Source organism: Ruegeria sp. CDSA246 (assembly GCF_059611225.1).
On the sequence record NZ_JBXWPD010000010.1, the window covers coordinates 1 to 19023 of the forward strand.

General features: G+C 56.9%; 13 protein-coding genes. 3 read left to right on the forward strand and 10 right to left on the reverse strand.

Annotated elements, in window-relative coordinates; genetic code table 11:
* Positions 1 to 137 precede the first annotated feature (137 nt).
* From fusA to rpsL, 3 genes are read right to left on the reverse strand one after another with little or no spacing between them, the layout of a single operon-like run.
* On the reverse strand, positions 138 to 2255 hold the full coding sequence (gene fusA, locus AC2FI9_RS13915) for an elongation factor G (RefSeq protein ID WP_496768421.1): 2118 nt from the start codon (positions 2253 to 2255) through the stop codon (positions 138 to 140).
* 18 nt (positions 2256 to 2273) lie between these two features.
* Positions 2274 to 2744, reverse strand: coding sequence for a 30S ribosomal protein S7 (gene rpsG, locus AC2FI9_RS13920; protein WP_008756926.1), 471 nt, complete (start codon positions 2742 to 2744; stop codon positions 2274 to 2276).
* Positions 2745 to 2759: 15 nt separating this feature from the next.
* On the reverse strand, positions 2760 to 3131 hold the full coding sequence (gene rpsL, locus AC2FI9_RS13925; protein ID WP_005621086.1) for a 30S ribosomal protein S12: 372 nt from the start codon (positions 3129 to 3131) through the stop codon (positions 2760 to 2762).
* A gap of 385 nt (positions 3132 to 3516) precedes the next feature.
* Here rpsL and AC2FI9_RS13930 point away from each other — a divergent pair, with 385 nt between their 5' ends.
* Complete coding sequence (locus AC2FI9_RS13930; protein ID WP_496768423.1) at positions 3517 to 4323, forward strand: putative rhamnosyl transferase; 807 nt, start codon at positions 3517 to 3519, stop codon at positions 4321 to 4323.
* Here AC2FI9_RS13930 and AC2FI9_RS13935 read toward each other — a convergent pair.
* From AC2FI9_RS13935 to rplJ, 6 genes are all read right to left on the reverse strand, one after another.
* The gene (locus AC2FI9_RS13935; protein WP_496739454.1) at positions 4308 to 5177 is read right to left on the reverse strand and encodes a DMT family transporter; all 870 of its coding nucleotides are present in this window, start codon (positions 5175 to 5177) and stop codon (positions 4308 to 4310) included. The genes AC2FI9_RS13930 and AC2FI9_RS13935 overlap by 16 nt on opposite strands.
* Before the next feature lie 87 nt (positions 5178 to 5264).
* A complete protein-coding gene (locus tag AC2FI9_RS13940; protein WP_496768425.1) occupies positions 5265 to 5720 on the reverse strand; it encodes a macro domain-containing protein in 456 nt (151 codons plus the stop codon).
* Positions 5721 to 5855: 135 nt separating this feature from the next.
* The gene (rpoC, locus tag AC2FI9_RS13945) at positions 5856 to 10097 is read right to left on the reverse strand and encodes a DNA-directed RNA polymerase subunit beta' (protein ID WP_496768427.1); all 4242 of its coding nucleotides are present in this window, start codon (positions 10095 to 10097) and stop codon (positions 5856 to 5858) included.
* Between the two features lie 49 nt (positions 10098 to 10146).
* Entirely contained in the window at positions 10147 to 14280 is a 4134-nt protein-coding gene (rpoB, locus tag AC2FI9_RS13950; RefSeq protein ID WP_496735725.1) for a DNA-directed RNA polymerase subunit beta, read from the reverse strand.
* A 252-nt stretch (positions 14281 to 14532) separates the two neighbouring features.
* Positions 14533 to 14907 carry a 50S ribosomal protein L7/L12 gene (gene rplL, locus AC2FI9_RS13955; protein WP_037314964.1) on the reverse strand — a complete coding sequence of 125 codons (375 nt, stop codon included), beginning with the start codon at positions 14905 to 14907 and terminating at the stop codon, positions 14533 to 14535.
* Positions 14908 to 14986: 79 nt separating this feature from the next.
* Positions 14987 to 15505, reverse strand: a complete 519-nt coding sequence (gene rplJ / locus AC2FI9_RS13960) for a 50S ribosomal protein L10 (RefSeq protein WP_170417030.1) — start codon at positions 15503 to 15505, stop codon at positions 14987 to 14989.
* Between the two features lie 481 nt (positions 15506 to 15986).
* Between rplJ and AC2FI9_RS13965 the strand changes: the two genes are divergently transcribed.
* The gene (locus AC2FI9_RS13965; RefSeq protein WP_496768429.1) at positions 15987 to 16961 is read left to right on the forward strand and encodes a phosphotransferase; all 975 of its coding nucleotides are present in this window, start codon (positions 15987 to 15989) and stop codon (positions 16959 to 16961) included.
* Between the two features lie 160 nt (positions 16962 to 17121).
* Entirely contained in the window at positions 17122 to 18162 is a 1041-nt protein-coding gene (locus AC2FI9_RS13970) for a Hint domain-containing protein (protein WP_496768431.1), read from the forward strand.
* Positions 18163 to 18323: 161 nt separating this feature from the next.
* Here the strand turns inward: AC2FI9_RS13970 and rplA are convergent, their stop codons facing one another.
* The gene (rplA, locus tag AC2FI9_RS13975; RefSeq protein WP_496768434.1) at positions 18324 to 19022 is read right to left on the reverse strand and encodes a 50S ribosomal protein L1; all 699 of its coding nucleotides are present in this window, start codon (positions 19020 to 19022) and stop codon (positions 18324 to 18326) included.
* Position 19023 lies beyond the last annotated feature (1 nt).

Below are 19023 nucleotides of genomic sequence, written 5' to 3' on the forward strand. Positions count from 1 at the left end.
GTCTTGCCGTGGTCAACGTGGCCAATCGTGCCGATGTTGACGTGCGGCTTATTACGCTCAAACTTTTCCTTTGCCATGATGGCCTCCTTTTTCGGTAATGAAGGGAGCCCCTGAACAGAGCTCCCTCAAATCTTCGCTTATGCGTATTTCGCCTGGATCTCGTCCGAGATGTTCTGCGGAACCGGATCGTAGTGATCGAACTGCATGGTGAACTGGGCACGGCCCGACGACATCGAACGCAGAGTGTTGATGTAGCCGAACATGTTCGCCAGCGGAACGAACGCGTCGATCGCGATGGCGTTGCCACGGTTTTCCTGACCGGAAACCTGACCCCGACGTGATGTCAGGTCGCCGATGATGCCGCCGGTGTATTCTTCCGGGGTGATCACTTCGACCTTCATGATCGGCTCAAGCAGTTTCGCACCGGCTTTGCGCATGCCTTCACGCATACCCATACGAGCCGCGATTTCAAACGCCAGAACCGAGGAGTCCACGTCGTGGTATTTACCTTCGATCAGGGCAACCTTGAAGTCGATCACGGGGAAGCCAGCCAGCGGGCCGCTATCCATGACGGATCTGATGCCTTTTTCGACACCCGGGATATATTCCTTGGGCACCGAACCACCAACAACGCGGGATTCGAACGAATAGCCTTCACCCGGCTCTGTCGGCGAGATGATCATCTTCACCTCAGCGAACTGACCCGAACCACCCGACTGTTTCTTGTGGGTGTAAACGATCTCGGCTTCGTGACCGATGGTTTCGCGATAGGCAACCTGCGGCGCACCAATGTTCGCTTCAACCTTGAATTCACGCTTGAGACGGTCAATCAGGATGTCCAGGTGAAGTTCGCCCATGCCCTTCATGATGGTCTGACCAGATTCCAGGTCAGTTTCCACGCGGAAGGATGGGTCTTCTGCGGCCAAACGGCCCAGACCCTGGCTCATTTTTTCCTGGTCAGCCTTGGTTTTCGGCTCAACCGCGATCTCGATCACCGGATCGGGGAAGGTCATCGTTTCCAGAACCACCGGATCGCCGGTCGCACACAGAGTGTCGCCGGTGGTGGTGTCTTTCAGACCTGCCAGTGCGATAATGTCACCTGCGAATGCTTCCGTGATTTCCTCACGATCATTCGAGTGCATCATCATCATCCGGCCGATACGCTCTTTCTTGCCCTTGGTCGAGTTCAGAAGCGTGTCGCCCTTGGCCAGAGTACCCGAGTAGATGCGGGTAAAGGTCAGCGAGCCAACAAAGGGGTCGTTCATGATTTTGAACGCCAGGCCCGAGAACGCCATGTCATCATCCGCGCGGCGGGCAATGTTACGGGTTTCTTCTTCGTCACCGGGTTTGAAGCCCATGTAATCGACAACGTCCAGCGGGCTGGGCAGATAGTCGATCACAGCATTCAACAGCGGCTGAACGCCTTTGTTCTTGAACGCCGAACCACCCAGAACCGGAACAAACGCGATTTCCAGAGTACCTTTGCGCAGCAGGGCGCGCAGGGTCGGAACGTCGGGCTCATTGCCTTCCAGGTATTCCATCATCGCGTCGTCGTCCATTTCGACGGCCGCTTCGACCATTTTACCGCGCCATTCGTCAGCCATGTCTTTCAGGCTGTCACGGATCGGTGCTTTTACCCAGCTTGCGCCCAGGTCTTCGCCCTGCCACAGCCATTCTTCCATGGTGACCAGGTCGATCAGGCCTTCCAGCTCGGTTTCTGCGCCGATTGGAATACCAACTGGAACAGCACGTGCGCCGGTACGATCTTCGATCATTGCAACGCAGTTGAAGAAGTCGGCGCCGATCTTGTCCATCTTGTTGACGAACACCATACGCGGAACCTTGTAGCGGTCAGCCTGACGCCACACGGTTTCGGTCTGGGGCTCAACACCGGCGTTTGCGTCCAGAACGCAGACGGCACCGTCGAGAACCGCCAGCGAACGTTCAACTTCAATGGTGAAGTCAACGTGGCCGGGGGTGTCGATGATGTTCAGGCGGTGCTTGGGCGAGTCAGCAGTTACACCGTCTTCGGTGCGTTCCCAAAACGTGGTGGTCGCCGCCGAAGTGATGGTGATGCCGCGTTCCTGCTCCTGCTCCATCCAGTCCATGGTGGCTGCACCATCGTGCACCTCACCGATGTTGTGGGATTTGCCGGTGTAATACAGGATGCGTTCCGAGCAGGTGGTTTTACCTGCATCGATGTGCGCCATGATACCGAAGTTACGGTAATGGTTGAGTGTATATTCGCGTGCCATTTTGATAAGCCTCTGGAATTACCAACGGTAATGGCTGAAGGCTTTGTTCGCCTCGGCCATCTTGTGGGTGTCTTCGCGCTTTTTCACGGCAGTACCGCGGGACTGTACGGCGTCCAGCAGTTCGCCCGCAAGGCGCTCTTCCATGGTGTTTTCGTTACGGCCACGCGCAGCAGTGATCAGCCAGCGGATGGCCAGTGCTTCGCGGCGCTCGGGGCGCACTTCGACCGGAACCTGATAGGTTGCACCACCAACCCGGCGCGAGCGAACCTCGACCGACGGTTTGATGTTGTCGAGTGCTTCGTGGAACACTTCGACAGGAGCGCGCTTGATCTTGCCTTCAACGCGGTCAAAGGCGTTGTAAACGATGCGCTCTGCGACCGACTTCTTGCCGTCGATCATCAGGTTGTTCATGAATTTGGTCAGTACCTTGTCGCCAAATTTGGCGTCAGGCAGGACTTCGCGTTTTTCGGCGGCGTGACGACGTGACATATCAGCCTCTCCTTCTTACTTGGGACGCTTCGCGCCGTATTTCGAACGACGTTGCTTACGGTCTTTGACGCCCTGGGTATCCAGAACACCGCGCAGGATGTGGTAACGGACACCGGGAAGGTCTTTTACACGGCCGCCACGGATCAGAACAACCGAGTGTTCCTGCAGGTTGTGGCTTTCACCGGGGATGTACGAGATGACCTCGAACCCGTTGGTCAGGCGCACTTTGGCAACCTTACGCATAGCGGAGTTCGGCTTTTTCGGTGTGGTCGTATACACACGAGTACAGACGCCGCGCTTCTGCGGGCACTGCTCCAGGTGCATGGACTTCGAGCGTTTTACTTTGGGCTGACGCGGCTTGCGGATCAGCTGTTGAATAGTTGGCATTCCGGTTTCTTCCCCGTTTTGCAACACACATGACATGCACGCGCATTGCGTGCGGCTAAACTTGCTGCGTTCGTGCGTCCACAAGCGCAAAACCCGCGAGCGTTCCCATTCCGAGGTGAACGTCGCGGTTTGTTATCAGAGGGCGCGAACGATAAAAGTGTCCGGGCCTTGACCAGTTCATTACTGGAATCGGTTGTGGGGCGGCCCCCGGCACCGAGATGACGCGCGTATATGGGGAGTCGGCCCGAGTGTCAACAGCACATACCCGACAAGCCGATTGGCAGCGTTTTATCAAGACTTAGCTGCAGCTTCCAGCGCTACTCGCCCGTTGCCGGCAATTGCGGATTTCTGCATAGTGGCCACGAAACTTTTTGATGGACGAAACATGCAAGTCATTGGCCTGTGCCGCTTTTCCTACCCCGCGATCGGCGGCTATCAGGTAGAACACGAAACTGTCGAAGAGCGTCGTCAATACCTGTACAATCCAGAGCGGCTGGAAGAACGGTTTCGTCTGTTCGAAACCACCACCATGCCCGGTTTTCGGGAACAGACAGACGAGGACTTTGAACTGGTGGTGCTAACCGGTGAATGCCTTCCCCAAAAGTCCATGGACCGACTGTATGATCTAACCTCGGGCATCAGGCAGATCCGCATCGTCAAGCGCACACCAGCCCGGCATCGCCCAGTTGTCAAAGAGGTTCTGCACAGCGCCCGCACCGACCCGGATCAGCCGTGCCTCCAGTTCCGGCATGATGACGATGACGCCGTCTCGGTCGACTTTGTCGAACGTCTGCGCCTTGCGGCGATTGACGCTAAAGGACTGACCAGGAATAGCCAAACGGTCGGGCTGGATTTCAACAGCGGGTTTCTGGCGCGTTTTGGACCGGATGGCATTCGCGCCACCCAGGTGTTCCGGTCCCTTTTGGGCGTAGGGTTGGGGATGTATATTGCCGGCGGCTGCAAACACACGATCATGAGCTTCACGCACCATAAGATCGGTCGTTTCATGCCCGTGATCAGCTATCCCGACGCGCCCATGTGGGTGCGTACGCTGAACAACTTCAACGACTCCCCCCATGCCCGCGCCAGCAAGACCGGGCTGTCCCCACTGACACCGGAACAAGAAGGCGAGTTCATTGCGCGATTTGCCATTGAACAGGACAAGGTGCGGCGGGCTCACTCGGCAGGTTGAGACTGCCGTTCCCGGAACAGCGTGAACAGCCCCGCACCCACGACCAGAACAGCGCCCAACATCGTGATCGTATCAGGCCAATCGCCAAAAATGACCCAACCCAGCCCCAAAGCCCAGATCAGGCTGGAATACCGGAACGGCGCGATAAAACCGACGTCGCCTTCGCGCATGACCATGACGCTGCAAAGATATCCGGTCAGAACAAAGACCGCGGCTGAGGCCACCATTATGCCTGCGCCCGGCGTTACCGGCTCCCACCCTGTGACTGCAGTTGCGATCCCTGCGGCCACTGTAATGGAAACCGTCGTCGCCAATGTGACCGTCAAGGACGGAACATGGGTGGACATACGCCTGGTAATCAGGTCGCGTGCGGTGACGGATGCCACGGCAATCAGAGCGTAAATCGCGTAAAGACTGAACCCATCAGGCCCCGGCCGTACAATCAGCAACATTCCTGCAAAGCCCATCCCGATCGCTAGAATGCGGCGCCAGCCGATATGTTCACCAAAGAACAAAACAGCCCCCAATGTCACCGTAAGTGGCAACGCCTGAAGAACGGCCGTTACATTTGCAAGCGGCATATGCAAAAGCGCTGTCAGAAAGAAGAATGTGGCCGACAACTCGGCCAGGCAGCGTGCAGCAACAAGCCACTTGTCGTGGCGCGGAAAGTTCAGGTGCAGCGCCCCAAGATGACGCGCCATCAGAAACACCAATAACGTCGCCAAGAGGCCACGCATCGCAACCATCTGAAACAGCGGCAAGTCTGCCCCCGCAACTTTGATCAATGCATCATTAACGGTAAAGGCTGCCATGCTGCCCATCATCAGCATAGCGCCCTTCACATTCGGGTTCATAGTCGCAGAATCCAATACTCAAAAGAAACACGGATCATTGGCCGTAAGTCCTTGTGAGATGTCAATATGCAACCACGGACCCGTCGGTCAGTCGGGCAAGATCACCAGTGTGTGGTCTATACCGGCAAGGGCCGCGTCTATGCGCTGGGCAATCTCAACCCAATCACCCCCAGCCAATCCTGCGCCAATCATCGGATAGCCGATCCGCGATGCGGGAAATGTGCGTGCAATCTTCGAAAAACAACCCGAGATCGCGTCATATTCCACAAGCGGCCCCGGCCCCTCCCAATGAAACTGGGTATAGGCATTAACCACCGCAAACTCGGTCGTACCCCGCGTGATCTGGACCGAAGAAATCGTTCCGAGTTTTGATCGGGACCCAAGGTCCGTCTGCTTGTCGGCCTCAAGCGCATCAGGGAATTCCACCGCAATCGCCCGTGCTATCCCGGCCCCCATCGCATGGAAGCAATTGCAACCGTGAACGATGACATCAAACTCACCATTCAGTGCAAGCTGTATCAAATCACCTTTGATTGTATGCATCATGCATCCCTTGGTCAGTGGGTCGCTGTCTTCGAGACTATTCAGTTGTATCACGATTGGGCGAAAGCGCACCAAGGGCAAAAGAAAAGGCCCCGCAAAATCGCAGGGCCTTTCCGTATTTCTATGATGAGGAAGTTACTCGCGGCTTTCCGGTGTTTCCACCAGAACGTCCAGCTCGTCACCGACCATATCGTCATCCATGACCGGCGCAGCCAGAGCAGCGGCCGCTTCGGCCTCTTCCCGGCGGGCTTCGATCACGACGTTGTCGCGGCCTTGCGCAACCTGGCGCACGGCCTGAGTGGCCCCACCGGTACCGGCTGGGATCAGGCGACCAACGATGACGTTCTCTTTCAGGCCAACCAGTTTGTCCTTCTTGCCCTGAACCGAAGCTTCGGTCAGCACGCGGGTGGTTTCCTGGAACGACGCCGCCGAGATGAACGAACGTGTCTGCAGCGAGGCTTTGGTGATCCCCAGAAGGATCGGTTCGCCCTGAGCCGGACGTCCGCCGCGGGCCAACGTCTTTTCGTTGGCTGCGTCAAACTCCTGCTTGTCGACATGTTCGCCTTTCAGCAGGGTGGTGTCGCCCGAATCCAGGATCTCCCACTTCTGCAGCATCTGGCGCACGATGACCTCGATGTGCTTGTCGTTGATCTTCACGCCCTGCAGACGATAAACGTCCTGCACTTCGTCGATCATGTAATCCGCCAGCGCTTCAACACCCATGATGGACAGGATGTCATGCGGAGCCGGGTTACCGTCCATCAGGTATTCACCCTTCTGGATGAAGTCCCCTTCGGCGACCGGGATGTGCTTGCCCTTGGGTACCATGTACTCGATGGTCTCCATGGACTCGTCAGCCGGCTCGATGCTGATGCGGCGCTTGTTCTTGTAGTCGCGGCCAAAGCGCACGTAACCATCGGCTTCTGCGATGATCGCGTGATCTTTCGGACGACGGGCTTCGAACAGTTCGGCCACACGTGGCAGACCACCGGTGATGTCCTTGGTCTTGGCGCCTTCACGCGGGATACGCGCAACGACTTCACCAGCCTCGATTTTTTCACCGTCTTCGATCGACAGGATAGCATCCACCGACATCGGATAGTGAACCGGGTTGCCCGCATCATTGCGGACCGGCTCGCCATCTTCACCAACCAGAATGATCTCGGGCTTGAGGTCGCTGCCTTTGGGGGCGGCGCGCCAGTCGATCACGATTTTCTGGGTCATGCCGGTTGCATCGTCGGTCTCATCGCGGACAGCAATGCCCGAAACAAGGTCAACATACTTCGCGGTACCGGCTTTCTCGGCGATGATCGGCAGGGTGTAGGGGTCCCACTCGTACAGCTTGTCGCCACGGGCAACCTTGGCGCCGTCCTTGACGAACAGCTTGGAGCCGTAGCCCAGCTTGTGGCTGGCACGTTCCTCGCCGTGTTCGTCCTTGATCACCAACTTCATGTTCCGACCCATGACCAGGATTTCGCCTACGGAATTGGCCAGAACCTGCGGGTTCTCGAACGACACCACACCGTCTTGGCTGGCTTCCTGGAACGACTGCTGACCACCTTGGGCAACACCGCCGATGTGGAAGGTCCGCATCGTCAGCTGTGTACCAGGTTCACCGATGGACTGGGCGGCGATGATGCCGACAGCCTCACCCGTGTTGACCCGCGTACCACGTGCAAGGTCACGACCATAGCAGGTGGCACAAACGCCTTCCTCGGACTCACAGGTCAGAGGCGAGCGGATGCGCATCGAAGCAACACCGGCCTCGTCAATGGTGTCGGCCATGCGTTCGTCGATCAACTGACCCGCAGCGACCAGAACCTCTTCCGTACCCGGACGCAGAACGTCATCGGCCGAAACACGACCCAGCACACGTTCGGCCAGCGATGCAACAACCTCACCATCGTTGACCGCGGCTTCGGCGGTGATCGCACGTTCAGTACCACAGTCGATCTCACGAACGATGCAGTCCTGAGCCACGTCCACCAGACGACGGGTCAGGTAACCCGAGTTCGCCGTCTTCAGAGCGGTATCCGACAGACCTTTACGGGCACCGTGGGTCGAGTTGAAGTACTCGAGAACGGTCAGACCTTCTTTAAAGTTCGAGATAATCGGCGTCTCGATGATGTCACCGTTCGGCTTGGCCATCAGACCACGCATACCGCCTAGCTGTTTCATCTGAGTAACCGAGCCACGCGCACCCGAGTGGGCCATCATGTAGACCGAGTTTGGTTCTTGTTCGGAACCATCCTCTGCCCGATCCGAAGACGAGATCGTGCCCATCATCGCATCGGTTACGCGGTCGTTACACTTCGACCAGGCATCGACAACTTTGTTGTACTTTTCGCCCTGCGTGATCAGACCGTCCATGTACTGCTGTTCAAAGTCTTTTACCTGACTGCGGGTCTCATCAACGATGCCCCACTTGTCATCAGGGATGACCATGTCGTCCTTACCGAACGAGATGCCCGCCTTGAACGCTTCTTTGAAGCCCATCGACATGATCTGGTCACAGAAGATAACCGACTCTTTCTGACCGCAGTAACGGTAGACGGTGTCGATCACCTGCTGCACTTCTTTCTTCCGCAGCAGACGGTTGACCAGTTCGAACGGTGCCTTGTTGTTCATCGGCAACAAGGCACCCAGACGCAGACGACCAGGCGTGGTCTCGAAACGCTTCTGAACTTCGTTGCCTTCGTCGTCGATCTGCGTGACCCGCGCGGTGATCTTGGTGTGCAGGTGAACTTCGCCTGCATCCAGCGCGTGCTGAACTTCGTCGATCGAACCAAAGACCTTGCCTTCGCCTGGCATGCCTTCACGTTCCAGGGTCACATAGTAAAGACCCAGGATCATATCCTGCGACGGAACGATGATCGGCGCGCCGTTTGCAGGCGACAGAACGTTGTTCGTCGACATCATCAGAACACGGGCTTCCAGTTGCGCCTCAAGGCTGAGGGGCACGTGAACCGCCATCTGGTCCCCGTCGAAGTCGGCGTTGAAGGCCGAGCAGACCAGCGGGTGCAGCTGAATCGCCTTACCTTCGATCAGAACCGGCTCAAACGCCTGAATGCCAAGACGGTGCAGCGTCGGCGCACGGTTCAGCATAACAGGGTGTTCGCGGATCACCTCGTCGAGGATATCCCACACTTCGGGACGCTCTTTTTCGACCAGTTTCTTCGCCTGTTTCACGGTCGAAGACAGACCCTTGGCTTCAAGGCGCGAGTAGATGAACGGCTTGAACAGTTCCAGCGCCATCTTCTTGGGCAGACCACACTGGTGCAGCTTGAGTTCCGGACCGGTCACAATGACCGAACGGCCCGAGAAGTCGACGCGCTTACCCAGAAGGTTCTGACGGAAGCGGCCCTGCTTACCTTTCAGCATGTCCGACAGCGATTTCAGCGGACGCTTGTTGGCGCCGGTGATCACGCGGCCACGACGGCCGTTGTCGAACAGAGCGTCCACGGATTCCTGCAGCATCCGCTTTTCGTTGCGGACGATGATGTCAGGTGCGCGCAGCTCGATCAGACGCTTCAGACGGTTGTTCCGGTTGATGACGCGGCGATACAGATCGTTCAGATCCGAAGTCGCGAAACGGCCACCATCCAGCGGAACCAGCGGACGCAGTTCCGGCGGAATGACCGGGATCACGGTCATCACCATCCACTCAGGCCGGTTGCCCGACTCGAGGAAAGATTCAACAACCTTCAGACGTTTGATGATCTTCTTGGGCTTCAGTTCACCGGTTGCTTCGGCCAGATCAGCGCGCAGCTGCTCGGCTTCGGCTTCCAGATCGATCTGAGCCAGCATCTCACGGATAGCTTCCGCACCGATGTTCGCCGTGAACGCGTCCATGCCATAGGCATCCTGCGCGTCCATGTACTCTTCTTCGGTCAGCATCTGGCCATAAGACAGGTCGGTCAGACCGGGCTCGATGACTACATAGTTTTCAAAGTACAGAACACGTTCCAGATCGCGCAGCGTCATGTCCAGCATCAGACCGATGCGGGACGGTAGCGATTTCAGGAACCAGATATGTGCGACAGGCGCGGCCAGTTCGATGTGGCCCATACGCTCGCGGCGGACTTTCTGCAGGGTGACTTCCACACCGCATTTCTCGCAGACAACGCCGCGATACTTCATCCGCTTATATTTGCCGCACAGACATTCGTAATCTTTGATCGGGCCAAAGATACGCGCGCAGAACAGACCGTCACGCTCGGGCTTGAACGTCCGGTAGTTGATGGTTTCGGGTTTCTTGATCTCGCCATAGGACCAAGACAGAATCCGCTCGGGCGACGCCAAGGAGACTTTGATCTCGTCAAAGACTTTCGGCGGCGTCAGCGGGTTGAACGGGTTATTGGTGATTTCCTGGTTCATTTTGCGTCCTTACAAATTGGGATGGGATGAGTGTGGGGCGTTGCCGCCCCTACTCTTCCTCCGCATCCAGGAGTTCCATATTCAGGCCGAGGCCACGGACTTCTTTAACCAGAACGTTGAACGATTCCGGTACGCCCGCTTCAAAGTTATCCTCGCCTTTGACGATCGACTCATACACCTTGGTCCGGCCGGCGACGTCATCCGATTTCACGGTGAGCATCTCCTGCAGGGTGTAGGCGGCGCCATAAGCTTCCAGGGCCCAGACCTCCATCTCACCAAAGCGCTGACCACCGAATTGCGCCTTACCACCCAGCGGCTGCTGGGTAACCAGGCTGTAAGGCCCGGTCGAACGCGCGTGGATTTTGTCGTCCACAAGGTGGTGCAGTTTCAGCAGGTACTTGATGCCCACGGTCACCGGACGCGCGAATTGCTCACCCGTACGACCGTCGAACAGAACCGACTGACCGCTTTCCGAGAAGCCCGCACGCACCAGCGCGTCGTTGACGTCAGCCTCTTTGGCTCCGTCAAAGACGGGGGTCGCGATCGGAACACCGCGGGTCACGTTGCCCGCAGCTTCAATCAGGTGACCTTCGTCCATGCCGGCAATGCCTTCTTCATAGACATTCTCGCCATAGGCCAGCTTCATCGCTTCGCGAACCGGGGTCAGGTCGCCGGAGCGGCGGTATTCACCCAGTGCTTCGTCGATGTTCAGACCCAGACCGCGTGCGGCCCAACCCATATGGGTTTCAAGGATCTGTCCAACGTTCATACGCGAAGGCACGCCCAGTGGGTTCAGACAGAAGTCAACCGGAGTACCATCAGCCAGGAACGGCATGTCTTCCATCGGAACAACCTTGGAGATCACGCCTTTGTTCCCGTGACGACCGGCCATCTTGTCGCCCGGCTGCAGCTTACGCTTCACGGCGATGAAGACTTTGACCATCTTCATCACACCCGGCGGCAGATCGTCACCACGACGGACTTTCTCGACCTTGTCCTCGAAACGGGCATCCAGAGCGCGCTTGAGCACTTCGTATTGCTCATTCAGAGCCTCTACGATCTGTGCGTCCTTTTCGTCTTCCAGTGCCAGCTGCCACCACTGACCACGGGTCAGCATGTCCAGCAGTTCCTCGGTGATCACCGATCCCGCCTTGACGCCTTTCGGGCCTTTGACAGCGGTTTTACCCAGGATCAGGCCTTGCAGACGCGCGTAGATGTTGCGGTCAAGGATCGCCAGCTCGTCATCCCGGTCACGGGCCAGACGTTCGACTTCCTCACGCTCGATCTGCAACGCACGCTCGTCTTTCTCGACGCCGTGACGGTTGAAGACGCGGACTTCCACGACAGTCCCGTAATCACCCGGCTTCACGCGCAGCGAAGTATCGCGCACATCAGATGCTTTTTCACCAAAGATGGCGCGCAGCAGCTTTTCTTCCGGGGTCATCGGGCTTTCGCCCTTCGGAGTGATCTTGCCGACCAAAATATCGCCCGGCTCAACATCCGCGCCGATGTAAACGATGCCAGCCTCGTCGAGGTTGCGCAGCGCTTCTTCACCGACGTTCGGAATGTCGCGGGTGATCTCTTCCGGGCCCAGCTTCGTGTCACGGGCGGCGACTTCGAATTCCTCGATATGGACCGAGGTAAAGACGTCATCACGCGCAATACGTTCGCTGATCAGGATCGAGTCTTCGTAGTTGTAACCGTTCCACGGCATGAACGCGACGACCACGTTTTTACCCAGCGCCAGCTCACCGATATCGGTGGACGGACCATCGGCAACAACCTCGCCTTTCGTGACAGTGTCACCAACTTTCACCAGCGGACGCTGGTTGATGCAGGTGTTCTGGTTCGAACGCTGGAATTTGCGCAGACGATAGATGTCCACACCCGCGTCGCCCAGTTCCAGATCTTCGGTAGCACGAATAACGATACGCTGGGCGTCGACCTGGTCAATGATGCCGGCACGTTTCGCCTGAATCGCAGCACCCGAGTCGATGGCAACCTTTTCCTCAATACCGGTGCCGACCAGCGGCGCCTCGGCCCGCAGCAGCGGAACCGCCTGACGTTGCATGTTCGAACCCATCAGGGCGCGGTTGGCGTCGTCATTTTCAAGGAACGGGATCAGCGATGCAGCAACCGATACCAACTGTTTCGGGCTGACGTCGATCAGGTCCACATTCTCGCGCGGGGCGAGAGTGTAGTCGCCCGACTGACGGGTCGAAACCAGATCGTTGATGAACTTGCCATCCGCATCCAGTGTCGCGTTCGCCTGCGCCACAGTGTGACGCATTTCTTCGGTCGCGGACATGTAGTGAACCTCATCGGTCACCTCGGCGTCTTTGACGACGCGGTACGGTGTTTCGATGAAGCCATACTTGTTCACGCGGGCAAAGGTGGCCAGCGAGTTGATCAGACCGATGTTTGGGCCTTCCGGCGTTTCAATCGGGCACATCCGACCATAGTGGGTCGGGTGTACGTCGCGCACCTCAAAGCCCGCACGTTCACGTGTCAGACCACCGGGGCCAAGCGCCGAGAGACGGCGTTTGTGGGTGACTTCCGACAGCGGGTTGGTCTGGTCCATGAACTGCGACAGCTGCGACGAGCCGAAGAATTCGCGAACAGCAGCAGCAGCCGGTTTCGCGTTGATCAGGTCCTGCGGCATGACGGTGTCGATCTCGACCGACGACATACGCTCTTTGATCGCGCGCTCCATGCGCAGCAGGCCAACGCGGTACTGGTTTTCCATCAGTTCGCCGACAGAACGCACACGACGGTTGCCCAGGTGGTCGATATCGTCGATGTCACCTTTGCCGTCGCGCAGCTCAACCAGCGCCTTGATGCAGGCCACGATGTCTTCGCGGCGCAGGGTGCGCAGGGTATCCGGCGCATCCAGAGCCAGACGCATGTTCATCTTCACGCGGCCAACGGCGGACAGGTCATAACGTTCGCTGTCGAAGAACAGCGTGTCGAACAGTGCCGAGGCCGCTTCGACGGTGGGCGGTTCACCTGGACGCATAACACGGTAGATATCCATCAGCGCGGTGTCCCGGCCCATGTTTTTATCTGCCGCCATGGTGTTGCGCATGTACGGACCGACGTTGATGTTGTCGATGTCCAGAACCGGAATCTCGGTGACGCCGGCATCGATCAGCTCTTTGACAGTGCCGCCGATCAGATCGCCGTCCTTGTCATATTCAAGCGTCAGCTCATCACCGGCTTCGACGTAGATCGCACCGGTTTCTTCATTGATGACGTCTTTGGCGACGAATTTGCCAACGATATGATCGAATGGAACAAGCAGGTTGGTGACAGTGCCTTCGTCGATCAGTTTCTTGACAGCGCGCGGTGTGACCTTTTTGCCTGCTTCAGCAATCACTTCACCCGATTTCGCATCAATCAGATCATAAGTCGGACGGGTACCGCGCACACGTTCCGGGAAGAACGGAGCGATCCAACCCTTCTTCTTGTCCAGCTTGTAGGACACGGTGTTGTAGTACGCGTCCATGATCGCTTCCTGATCCAGACCCAGCGCATAAAGCAGGGTCGTCACAGGCAGTTTGCGGCGACGGTCGATACGGGCGAACACGATGTCCTTGGCGTCGAACTCAAAGTCCAGCCAGCTGCCGCGATACGGGATGATGCGGCAAGCAAAGAGCAGTTTACCCGAAGAGTGGGTCTTGCCCTTGTCGTGGTCAAAGAACACGCCGGGCGAACGGTGCATCTGGGACACGATCACACGCTCGGTGCCGTTCACGATGAACGTACCATTGGGCGTCATCAGGGGCATGTCGCCCATGAATACGTCCTGTTCTTTAATGTCTTTGACGGATTTGGCGCCGGTGTCCTCATCGACATCGAACACGATCAGACGCAGAGTGACCTTCAGCGGCGCGCTGTAGGTCATGTCGCGCTGCATGCACTCTTCGACGTCATATTTAGGTTTTTCCAGATCGTATTTCACGAACTCCAGAACGGAGGTTTCGTTGAAATCCTTGATCGGGAAGACCGATTGGAACACGCCTTTGATGCCTTCGCCGTCTGTGGGCACATCTGCATCGCCGGAGCGCAGGAATAGATCATAAGAGGATTTCTGGACCTCAATGAGGTTCGGCATCTCCAGCACTTCGCGGATTTTGCCGTAATATTTACGAAGACGTTTCTGGCCAAGGAACGTTTGAGCCATGTCAGATGTCACCTTTCGATGTTCTCAGCGGACAAAGACACCGTCGGGCCCCGGTGCCTTGCACATTAGAGACGACACGTCCGGATCAATTCGTGGCCACCGTCCCGAATGGCAGCCTCCCGATCCGCGAACCGCGTCTTAGAAAACACCCCAATTTTCAGAGGCCCTTTCTAAGACAGGTTCGGCTGGACCCGGATTTCTCCGGATCCAGCCAATTTCTGCGGCACATCAGCGATGCACCTGTCGAATGGCTTAGGCCAGCTCGACTTCGGCGCCAGCTGCTTCCAGCTTGCCTTTGACTTCTTCGGCTTCGTCTTTCGACACGCCTTCTTTGATCTTGCCGCCAGCTTCGACCAGTTCTTTGGCTTCTTTCAGGCCCAGACCGGTGATGCCGCGAACTTCTTTGATCACGTTGATTTTCGAAGCGCCGGCGTTCTTCAGAACGACGTCGAATTCGGTTTTTTCTTCCTCAGCTGCGCCACCGGCGTCGCCACCGGCTGCCATGACAACTGCGCCGCCTGCTGCGGGCTCGATGCCATATTCGTCTTTGAGGATGGTTTTCAGTTCTTGTGCTTCCAGCAGGGTCAGACCCACGATGCTTTCTGCGAGTGCTTTCAGATCAGCCATTTTATCAGCTCTTTCCGTTTACAGTGTGTGTTCCAACGTCAGGGTAGTTACCCTACGCAGATCATTCAGTGCCAACCGCTTACGCAGCTTCCGCCTTCTCTTCGATGGTGGAAAGGATGCTTGCGATGTTGCTTGCAGGTGCGCCAATTGCGCCAGCGATGTTCGAAGCAGGTGCGCCCAGCATGCCCGCGATAGTAGCAATAAGCTCCTCGCGCGAAGGCATTTTGGACACGGCTTCGACGCCGGCACGATCCAGAGCGTTCTCACCCATTGCACCGCCAAGAATTTCGAACTTTTGGTTCTCTTTGGCGTAGTCCTGGGCCACTTTGGCTGCTGCCACAGGGTCCTCGGAATAGGTCAGAACGGTCATCCCTGTCAGCAGGTCGGCCATGCTTTCACACGGCTTACCCTCAAGGGCGATTTTGGCGAGCCTGTTCTTGGCAACACGCACGGAGCCACCCGCGTCACGAGCACGTGCGCGAAGGTCCTGCATCTCGGCAACTGTCAGACCGGCGTAGTGAGCAACCACTACGACGCCAGAGCTTTCGAAGATTTGGCCGAGTTCCTCGACCACTTTCTCTTTCTGGGCTCTATCCACAGTTCTCTCCAAGTTTGGGGCGATATCTCACCCCGGCTCATATTTGCCGCAGCTTTCGCTCCGGCGTTCAGGTCCGTTGTTACGGGATTGGCCAAAATTCGCCCGAGGGTTGGACCCCCCAGAATTCTTTGGTCTTACCCGTCTCAGGCAGGGAATTAAGGGGCCACATGGCACCACCCACCGTCTTGGACGAAACAAAATAAAGCGCACGACGAATCGCACGCTTTACTTCGTAGCCCTACTTAGGGCAGATGGGGCCGGTTTCCAAGGGGTAAATTGCGGTTTCCGCAGGTTCGCAACAGCACCTGTCGAAAACGATTTCCACCCCGTTTAGGGCTTAGCGTGTATATAGGCGCGGATTTGCGCAGCACAACGCGCAAACGCCAAATCAAGCAGCCCCAAGCATCGACTTTCCGTTGACATGGACATCGCACTGTTATCCTGTCCGGAGACTGGACAATAGCACTCAGGACTTGGCCCGTTGGCTGGAACGCTGCCCCTTTCAGACGAAGAAGATGCCCGCGTCGCCTTATTTATCGACGAGTTTTCAAACCAGTTCCTGAAAGAGCCCATCCGCCGTTATGAATGTATCTACCGATCGCACGCGTTCGACGACACGCGGTCCGTCGTGATCCTGCATACCGCAGCGCAGGCTTTCGCCCTTAAGATCGATACGCAATCGCCAGACACCGGGCGATTGAAGGACGAGTATGACCTGCTCGTCGAACTGTACCGATTTTTTGAGGGCAATGAGACCTCGCGCGTTGTCCGACCCGTTTACCTCTCGCCAGGTGGTGCTTTTCTGGTGACCGAATACATCAATCGGCCAACCGCCGTTGATCTGATCTACAACAGCAAAGACGATGATCAGGTCGCCCAGGTGTACCGTCGCGCGGGGTCGTGGCTGAACGATCTCCACAGTCGCAACCCGCCTGTTCGTTACGCCTTTCGCCCCAGGTGGATGACAGACAGCCTGAAAGAACTGATGACGGCCGTTCCCAACAAAATCGCGAACCAAAGCCGGACAATGGTGAACCTGATGCTGTCCGAAGGGACCCGCCTGAAGGGCACCGAGGACCTGCGCGTGTTTTCACATGGCGATTATCACGGGCAGAACCTTATTGTGGGACAGGGGAAAACGATCGGACTGGATTTCACCGAAGCCCGCGACAAGCTGGCGGTCTACGATATCGTCGATTTTCTGAAGGCGGATATCTTTCGGAATGGCGGCACATTGGGTGTCGACCGAAGCGGTATCCTTAAAAGAAACAAAGACATGTTCTTTCGCCTTTACCGACATCCTGTCAATGTTGAAATCTTGGATTATTGTCTCCGCGGACGGCTATTGAAAGACTGGTTGGCCTTGTGGCGGAACGACCACGAATGCAGCGATTTCGAAAAAGACAAGCGGCAAAGACTGGGCGATCGCCTGCAGATCGCGTTCCAACACCGTTGAGCTGGATGGATGGTCAGCGTAAATGACGAGATTGTGAGCGACATCGCGCAAATCTTAGTTGACCGAACCATCCCAAGAAACGTTATCCCAAACCATAACCCACGCGGCGTTTGTCAGTTTAGGCCGACAAAAACCGCCACACAGAAGGTAAGTCGCTTACATGGTTCTCCGCAGTTTTTTTGCTCAGGACAGCTCCAGCCTGGTCGCTACATTCGTCCCGGATACAGCTGACGCGAACGATATCGTGGTCGGAGGCTCGATCATCAACAATTCGGACACACCGGATGGCACCATCTTTACCTACTCGGGCGGCACCGGTACCACCATCACACTGGATGACACTGCTGGCAGCCCTGACGTTTTCGACGATGACCTGCCAGCTGGCCACGTCATCACGGATGGTGGCGGCATAGTGACAAACGGCATGCAGGTAGAATCCGAGTCAATTATCACTGTGCGAGCCCTGGATGACGATCTCAACCCGACCGGTCCAGAAATCACCATCTATGTGTTTTCCCAAGGCGGCGTGACGCAGGACGTTTGGGGCTATGCTACATCTGCCCCGCTAGATCCCGGAACGTCGTATGTCAAAACCGGCGGTTCGAATGCCGGGTCGTCGGCGTATGCTGACTATGTTACCTGCTTTGGGCCGGGAACCCTTATCGAGACTGCAGACGGTATCGTCGAGGTTCAAGACCTCATCAAAGGTCAACGCGTCTGGACACGGGACAGCGGATTTCAACCGATCCTCTGGATCGGAACGACCGAGGTTCATGGTCATGGGTCATTTGCTCCGGTGGTGATCGAGGCCGGCGCTATCGGGAACACGAAAGAGCTGGTGGTTTCGCAACAGCATCGAATTCTGATCGGCTCTCCTGCCACTGACATGCTTTTTGGATCATCCGAAGTGTTCGTGGCCGCCAAGAACCTGTGTGGCATTCCAGGGGTTTCGATCTGCCCAACGGATCGCATCACTTACACTCACTTCATGTTCGACCGACACCACATTGTCCGATCCAACGGCGCGCTGACAGAAAGCTACTATTATGGCGAAAGCGCAAAATACGCACTGTCGTCCCCGCAACGATCTGAAATCCTGGCGCTATTCCCATCAATCGAAGATGTCAGCGATGCGTTTCGACACACCGCAGTCCCAACAATCAGCGCGCGTGAGGCCGGTGTATTGCGCGCATATATCTAAGCCGTAGAGGTCAGACGCGCGCAGTCTTAAACTGCAGCTTCCGCCTGGCGCAGGCCACTTGAATGCCGCCTTCACGCGGACAGCCTGATCATCTTTAAGTAAGAAAATCCCGGGCGGTTCGCACCACCCGGGATTTCATCTTCGCGGTATTACAATTGGGCTTATTCGCCCGATGCCGCAGCAACATCCAAAGTCACGCCAGGGCCCATTGTCGAGCTCAGCGCGATTTTCTTCATGTAGGTGCCTTTGGCACCTGTCGGTTTGGCCTTGGCCACGGCCGAGATAAAGGCGCGGACGTTTTCGACCAGCTTGGCTTCGTCGAAGGACGCTTTGCCAACACCGGCGTGCACAACGCCGCCTTTTTCTGCCTTGAACTGAACTTCACCACCCTTGGCTGCTTCCACGGCCGCTTTCACGTCCATGGTCACGGTCCCAACTTTGGGGTTCGGCATCAGGTTGCGGGGGCCCAGAACTTTGCCCAGACGACCGACGATCGGCATCATGTCCGGGGTGGCAATGCAGCGATCGAATTCGATGGTGCCGCCCTGAATGGTTTCCATCAGGTCCTCTGCGCCAATGATATCCGCACCTGCTTCTTTCGCTTCGTCAGCCTTGGGGCCACGAGCGAACACAGCAACGCGCATGGTTTTACCGGTGCCATTTGGCAGGCCGACAACACCACGAACCATCTGGTCCGCGTGACGGGTGTCAACACCCAGGTTCAGCGCGATCTCGATGGTTTCGTCGAATTTCGAGGTTGCATTGGCTTTGACCAGGGCAACTGCTTCGTCAACCGACAGGTTTTCCTTGCCAGCGACAGCTTCGCGCGCGGTGCGCGTACGTTTACCGAGTTTTGCCATC